The sequence below is a fragment of the Pseudomonas sp. dw_612 genome (genome assembly GCF_018449725.1).
Taxonomy (GTDB): domain Bacteria; phylum Pseudomonadota; class Gammaproteobacteria; order Pseudomonadales; family Pseudomonadaceae; genus Aquipseudomonas.
This window is the reverse complement of the sequence record NZ_JAAVVC010000047.1, coordinates 1-6,572: the sequence shown is the minus strand read 5'-3', so window position 1 is coordinate 6,572 and position 6,572 is coordinate 1. Positions and strand designations below refer to the sequence as shown.

Below are 6,572 nucleotides of genomic sequence, written 5' to 3'. Positions count from 1 at the left end.
GGGGTTATCTGTCGGACACAAAACCCTGTGGGAGCGGGCTCGCTCGCGAAGAGGCCATCAGCCCCGGCCGAGATCTACCGCTCGTGCAACGCCTCAGCCCGCGCCCGAATAATCGGCTTGAGCAGATAGCTCAGCACGGTCTTTTTGCCGGTAATGATATCCACCGACGCCACCATCCCCGGGATGATCAGCAACGGCTTCTCGTCCGTCCCCAGGTGACTGCGATCGGTACGCAGCTTGATGATGTAGTAAGTGGTTTTCTTGTCTTCATCGGTAATGGTGTCGGCGCCGATCTGCTCAAGCTTGGCTTTGAGCCCACCATAAATGGTGTAGTCGTATGCGGTGAATTTCACCGTCGCCTCTTGCCCCGGGTGCAGGAAGGCGATGTCTTGCGGGCGGACTTTCGCTTCCACCAGCAAGGTGTCGTCCAGCGGCACGATTTCCACTAGGTCGACGCCGGGCTGGATCACGCCGCCGATGGTGTTCACCAGCAGTTTGTTAACGATACCGCGCACGGGCGATGTCACCAGCGTCCGGCTCACGCGATCTTCCAGGGCCTTGCCGGTGGCTTGGGCCTTGTTCAGGTCGGTGCGCGCCTCGTTGAGTTGGGTCAGCGCTTCACTGCGGAATTTGCCACGTGTCTCATCGATCTTGCGCTGCACTTCCTTGATCGCCGACTCGGCACGGGGAATCGCCAGGGTGGTCGCGTCCAGTTGCCCGCGGGTTTCCACTTCGGCGCGTTTGAGTCGCAGCACTTCCACCGGCGACACCGCGCCCTGGGCCACCAGCGGCTCGGACATGTTGATTTCCTGACGCTGTAACGCCAGCCCATTGCGGTACTGCGACTGCTTGGAGGAGAACTCGCGCAGCTCTTGCTGACGCTGGATCAACTGCTCCTGCAAGCCGCCGATTTCATCGTGCAACTGCTGGCGACGGCTGGTGTACAGCGACTCTTCGCTGGCGGCCTGGCCCGGTACGGCTTTGAGCACATCGGGCGGGAAGTTCAGCGGACGGTCATCCACCTCGGCGCTCAAGCGCTCGACCCGCAATAGCATCGACAGGCGATCCGCTTCGGTTTCGCCGACGTTGGAGGCAAACCGCGTGTCGTCCAGGCGAATCAGCGGTGCACCAGCCTCGACGATCTGCCCTTCCTTGACGAACAGTTCGGAAACGATCCCGCCCTCAAGGTTCTGGATTTTCTGAATCTTCGACGACGGAATCGCCTTGCCGTCGCCCTTGGTCACTTCGTCGATGACGGCGAAGTTGGCCCACAGCATCAGGAACACAAAGAAGCCGATGATCGCCCAGATGGTCAGCCGCACCACGCGCGGCGCATCTTCGATCAGCGCCTTGTTCACTTCCGGCAACGGCTGGCCTTGCAGCGAAGCGGAGCCTTTGAAGTAACGGCGGACAGAGTCCTTGAAACCCGACTTAAGCAACACTGATCTGCCCCTTCTTCAACGCTTCCATCACGGCGGCTTTCGGGCCATCGGCCAGAATCTGTCCACGATCGATCACCAACAGGCGATCCACCAGCGACAACAGCGACGCCCGGTGCGTCACCAGCACCACGGTCTTGTTTTCGATCACGGCCGCCAGGCGTTGCTTGAGACGTTCTTCACCGGTGTTGTCCATCGCGCTGGTCGGTTCGTCGAGCAGCAAAATCGGCGGGTTGAGCAGCAACGCCCGGGCCAGGGCTACGTTCTGGCGTTGGCCGCCGGACAGGTTCTGCCCACGCTCACCCACTTGCAGCTCATAACCTTGCGGGTGCAGACGGGCGAATTCGTGTACGCCGGCCAGTTCCGCGGCTTGCAGCACTAGCTCGTCTTCTACATAACGCGCACCGGACACCAAGTTGTCGCGCAGGGTGCCTGCGAGCAATTGAATGTCTTGGGGCACGTAGCCAATGTTGTGGCGCAGTTCGCTGACATCGATCTGGCGGATATCCACGCCATCCACCAGCAAGGCGCCGTCGTCTGGCTGATAAAGGCCCACCAGCAGTTTGGCCAGGGAGCTTTTGCCCGAGCCGCTGCGACCGATGATGCCGATTTTCTCGCCGGGCTTGATGATCAGGTTGATGTTCTTCAGCGCGGCGTTTTGCTGATTCGGGTAGGTGAAGTTCAGCTGACGGCACTCGACCGCGCCTTGCAGCACCTTGCGGCTCAGCGGGCGTTCTTCGAAATTGCGCTCTTGCGGCAGCTCCATCATCTGGTCCACCGAAACCATGGTGACTCGCGCTTGCTGGTAACGGGTCAACAGGCCGGACAACGAGGCCAATGGACTGAGGGCGCGACCGCTCAGCATGTAGCAGGCGATCAGACCGCCCATGCTCAGGTGACCGTCGATGATCTGGTACACGCCGAAGACGATCATGATCACCCCGGCCAGTTGCTGGATCAGAAGGGTGATGTTCATCGCCAGGCCGGACAGCATTTTCACCCGCAGCTCGAGGCGGCTGAGGGTGCCGATGGTCTGTTCCCACTGGTATTGGCGTTCGCTTTCGGCGTTGTTGACCTTTACCGCATCGAGGCCGGCGAGGGTTTCGATAAGGCTCGACTGACGCTCGGCGCCGAGGGCCATGGTTCGTTCCATGGTCGCCACCAAGGGCTTCTGCAATGCATAGCCGATCAACAAGGCAATCGGGAACGCCAGCACCGGAATCCATACCAAGTGCCCGCCGAGAATCGCGATGACCAGGAAGATCAGCAGCGTAAACGGCAGGTCGATCAGGCTGGTCAGGGTCAGCGACGCGAGGAAGTCGCGCAGACTCTGAAACTCGTGGATGTTCTGGGCGAAGCTGCCGACCCGGGCCGGGCGGTACTTCATGGCCATGCCGACGATGCGCTCGAACAGTGTGGCCGAGATGATCAGGTCGGTTTTCTTCCCGGCCAGATCCAGGCAGAGGCTGCGCAGGCTTTTAAGGATCAAATCGAACAGGTAGGCGCCGGTGATACCGATCGCCAACACCCACAGGGTCGATTCCGCCTGATTCGGCACCACGCGGTCGTAGACGTTCATCACGAACAGCGGCGCGGCCATGGCGATGATGTTGATCAGAAAACTGGCGGCAATGGCGTCGGCATAGAGCCAGCGCGAGCGCTTGAGGGTGTCGCGGAACCACGAACGCGCGCGGGGGATCAGCGTGCCGTGGTTAACGTCAAATTTGTGCTGCGGTTGAGCGAAGAAGACTTTGCCGATGTAGTCGTCGGCCAGCAGTTCGCGGCTGACCACACTTTCGCCGCCATCGCTTTCGCTGAGCAGCACGCGGGCCTGGTCTTCACCCTGCCAGCCGACCAGCACGGCACTGCGACCGTCCTTGAGCAGCAACAGCGCCGGCATGGCAATCGCCGGAATATCTTCCAGCTTGCGTTGCAGCACCCGGCCTTGCAGCCCGGCGCGAGCGGCGGCGCGGGGCAGCAACTCGACGCTCAGGCGCTGTTTGGGCAACGGCAGGCCGGTGGTCAGCATCGCGGCGCTGGCCGGTTTCTGGTGCAGCGTGCACAGGGCGAGCAGGCCATCCAGTAACGGATCGTCATGCAGCGCGCGTGGATCATTAATGAGTTGAACTCGACTGACTTCTGATTCCACGCTCGGCACTCTTGGCTAACAATTGAACAATGAAGGTCCTGCTCAATTCATGCCGGGCAATTGGACCTTGGGCTTCACGTCGTTCTGCACAACGGATGCCAACGGTGCGACCACTCCCTGGCTCTTGAGCAACTCGCCCATGGTCGCCTTGATTCGGTACTGAGTAAATAACTGAATGTTTTTGATGTCCGCCAGACGACGGGACGCGGTGAACAGTTCGTTTTCACTGTCGAGCAAGTCGAGCAAGGTGCGCTGGCCCAGGCTGAACTGCTTCTGATAAGCGGTGCGCACTGCGGTGCTGCGATCGACATATTGCTGGGCGATCGGCACTTGAGCGTTGGCGTTGTTCAAGGCGTTCCAGGCCAGGCCCAGTTCTTCGTTCAACACGCGCAGGGCGTTGTTGCGGATGTCCAGCGCCTGGTTCGACAGGTAGGACTTGGACTCCAGGTCAGCCTTGTTGCTGCCACCGGCAAACAGGTTGAAGCGCATGCGCAGCATGGCTTGCCATTCGTTGCTGTGACCGTTCTGACCGTCGAGGTCGTTGTCGGCGGTACGGCCCAGTTCAGCGTCGAAACGCGGGTAGAACGTCGATTTGGCCGCTTCGTATTGTTTCTCGGCGGCGGCGATATCGGATTCGGCGGAACGCAGGATCGGGCTGTTTTCCAGCATCTGCGTGCGCGCTTCATTCAGGTTGGCCGGCAGCAGCGCCAGGAACGGCGCGGGACGCTCGAGCTGATCGGGCATCTGGCCCACAGCGCTGAGGAAGTTGGTTTCGGCGTCGGCCAGGTTGGTCTGTTCGGTGATCAGGTTGTTGCGAGCCTGGGCCATACGGGCTTCGGCCTGATCGAGGTCAGCGCCGCTGCCGACACCGCGGGAGGTGCGTAGTTTGATCTGGTCGAAAATCCGTTCGTGGCTCTTCAGGTTTTCTTCGGCCAGGCGCACGAATTCGCGGCGGGTCAGCACGTCGAGATACACCTGGGCCACGGTCAGCGCGGTGCGCTCCGAGGTCCCGAGCAAGGAATAGGCGCGGGAGTTAACGGTGGCTTGTTGACGCCCCACTTCGCTGGACGTCGCAAAACCGTCAAAAACCATTTGCGACAGACGCAAACTTGACTCGCTGCGGTTCAGGGTTTCCCAGTGATTGCTACCGGTATCGGCACGGGTAGTGACGTTATCGGTGCCTTCGCGACCATAACCGCCCAGCAGATCGACCCGTGGCAGGTATCCACCTTTGGCGGCCTTTAACTGATAATCCGCGGCCAATCGGCTATTCACCGCAGCCTGGATTTCCGGATGGACATCCAGCGCTTGCTGCATGGCTTCAGGCAAGGATTGTGCTTGGACAAAACTGGCGGCGAGGGCGAAGGGTAAGGCCTTGAACAAATACGAACGCATGTAAGAAATATCCCAGAACTTCTTGTCTTGAGTCACAGCAAATAGGGGCGCTGCGTCGGATGATGGCAACCGGAATGACCGTATGTCGGAAAGTTCAAAACAGGAACTGGATCACACGCTGTAGGACAGGTCGCCGCTTAAATATCAATGTGACATTACTGGGGCGATTGTTTAGGATGGCACCCATAAGGTCAATAGTTTGGCATAAACTAAATAGCGAAAGAATATAGCCAAATAATTGACGAATTGCAGCGTCAAGCTTATGCACCATTTTTTTTAAAAGTACGTCCAGACTGCTTTGGCGAGTTCGCCATCAGGTCCATGGAAGTCAACTGAACGTGACACCCGGAGAGTCTTCAATGAGCAGTGTTGTTGCCATCGTCAAAAGCATTGTTGGTCAGGTTTTCGCGGTGTCCCCAGAGGGCGTCCGTCGCGTACTCGTTGAAGGCGATCGGCTGTTTGTCGGCGATCAGGTAGACACCGGTGCCGCTGGCGCCGTGACGCTGGAATTGGCCGATGGCCGGACCCTGGACCTGGGCCGCGACACTCAGTGGAGTGGCAGCGCTCCGGATTCCAGCACCGACCTGGCAGAAGCCACTGCACAAGCCGCGCCATCGGTTGAAGAATTGCAACAAGCCATCGTTGCCGGCGCCGACCCGACCAAAGACCTCGAAGCCACCGCAGCCGGCCCGACCGCAGCAGGCGGCGACGGCGCGGCCGGTGGTGGCCACAGCTTCGTATTGCTGGACGCAACCGCTGGCCGGGTAGACCCGACCATTGGTTTCCCGACCGCAGGCATCGGCTCTGCCGGGGCCGTCACACAGAACACCCTCGGCGGCCAGACCACCAACGGCGCCGCCATTGTGCAGGCGTCGACCCTGAGCCTGAGCGCCACGCCGACCATCACCGAAGCCGGTGGCGTGCTGGTGTACACCGCGACCCTGACCCAGGCACCAACCAGCGACCTGACCATCACCCTGTCCAACGGCGCGGTGATCGTGATCCAGGCCGGTCAAACCACCGGCACCGTCAACGTGCCACTGGCGCCGAACGACACTGTCTATAACGACCCGACCCAGATCGACGTCACCGTCACCGGCACCACCGGCGGCGCCGGCATTATTGTTACTCCGCCAACCGTGCCGGCCACGACCCAGGTCACCGACACCATCGACACCACCACCGTTACTCTGACGGCGGGCAATAGCGTCACTGAAGGCGGGCAGATCACCTACACCGCGACGCTGACCAATCCGGCGCAGACGCCCGTTACCGTCACGTTGTCCAACGGTTCGACCATCACCATCGGCGCCGGCCAGACGACAGGCAGCGTGAACGTTCCAACGCCAGCCAATGACGTCTACAACAATGGCAGCACTGTCAGCACCACGATTACCGGGACTACCGGCGGCAATTTCGAAAACCTGGTGCCGAACCCGGCGCCAGCGGTCACGACCATCACCGATTCGATCGACACCACCACCGTCACGCTGACGGCGGGTTCGACTGTGACTGAAGGCGGTCAGATCACCTACACCGCGACATTGACCAACCCGGCGCAAACCCCGGTAACCGTGACCCTGTCCAAT

At 60.4% G+C, this 6,572-nt stretch carries 4 protein-coding genes; 1 reads left to right on the top strand and 3 read right to left on the bottom strand.

Going from position 1 to position 6,572, the window contains the following annotated elements; all coding sequences use genetic code 11:
* Positions 1–74 precede the first annotated feature (74 nt).
* The 3 genes from HB680_RS32335 to HB680_RS32325 are packed head-to-tail and all read right to left on the bottom strand — an operon-like array spanning position 75 to position 4,983.
* The gene (locus HB680_RS32335) at positions 75–1,442 is read right to left on the bottom strand and encodes an HlyD family type I secretion periplasmic adaptor subunit (protein ID WP_213942313.1); all 1,368 of its coding nucleotides are present in this window, start codon (positions 1,440–1,442) and stop codon (positions 75–77) included.
* Positions 1,432–3,588, bottom strand: coding sequence for a type I secretion system permease/ATPase (locus HB680_RS32330; RefSeq protein WP_213942312.1), 2,157 nt, complete (start codon positions 3,586–3,588; stop codon positions 1,432–1,434). Before HB680_RS32330 ends, HB680_RS32335 begins: the two co-directional genes overlap by 11 nt.
* Before the next feature lie 42 nt (positions 3,589–3,630).
* Positions 3,631–4,983, bottom strand: coding sequence for a TolC family outer membrane protein (locus HB680_RS32325; protein WP_213942311.1), 1,353 nt, complete (start codon positions 4,981–4,983; stop codon positions 3,631–3,633).
* A 359-nt stretch (positions 4,984–5,342) separates the two neighbouring features.
* Between HB680_RS32325 and HB680_RS32320 the strand changes: the two genes are divergently transcribed.
* The coding region (locus HB680_RS32320) for a retention module-containing protein (RefSeq protein ID WP_213942310.1) at positions 5,343–6,572 on the top strand (1,230 nt) is incomplete at its 3' end.

Bases quoted from the DNA above. Each gene is read 5' to 3' on its own strand.
- HB680_RS32325 (WP_213942311.1), bottom strand. From the start codon at position 4,983: ATGCGTTCGTATTTGTTCAAGGCCTTACCCTTCGCCCTCGCCGCCAGT.